The 479-nt window shown below is 62.6% G+C and carries 1 protein-coding gene; it reads left to right on the top strand.

Features of this window, described 5'->3' with window-relative positions; translation table 11 throughout:
* On the top strand, positions 1 to 479 hold a 479-nt coding region (locus EXE46_RS16470; RefSeq protein WP_158413975.1), incomplete at both ends, for a phosphoadenosine phosphosulfate reductase family protein.

Below are 479 nucleotides of genomic sequence, written 5' to 3'. Positions count from 1 at the left end.
ATCGTATACCGACGGCGAAGGCGAGGGCCCGGCCGATTACCCGTCGCTCCAGCACAAAATCGAGAAGGCGATCGACGTCACCAAGACCGGACTCGAGGAGTACGACAACCCCGCGGTGATGTGGACCGGGGGGAAAGACTCCACGCTGACGCTGTACTTCATCAACCAGGTCGCGGAGAAGTACGGCTACGAGAAGCCCACCGCCGTCTTCATCGACCACTACCAGCACTTCGACGAGATCATCGACTTCGTCGAACACTGGGCCGACGAGTGGGGCGTCGAGATCGTGTTCGCGCGCAACGAGGACGTGGGCGCCTACGCCGAAGCGCAGGGGCTCACGCCCGGCGACGAGATCCCCGTCTCGGCGCTTTCGGACCACAACAAACACCACGTTCGGGACATCCTCGAGTACGAGGAGGACACCTTCCCGTTCCTGCTCGACACCTACGTCGGCAACCACCTGCTGAAGACCGTCGCGT

Source organism: Halorubrum sp. GN11_10-6_MGM (genome assembly GCF_005435165.1).
Lineage (GTDB): Archaea > Halobacteriota > Halobacteria > Halobacteriales > Haloferacaceae > Halorubrum.
This window is presented reverse-complemented; position numbering and strand designations above follow the sequence as displayed.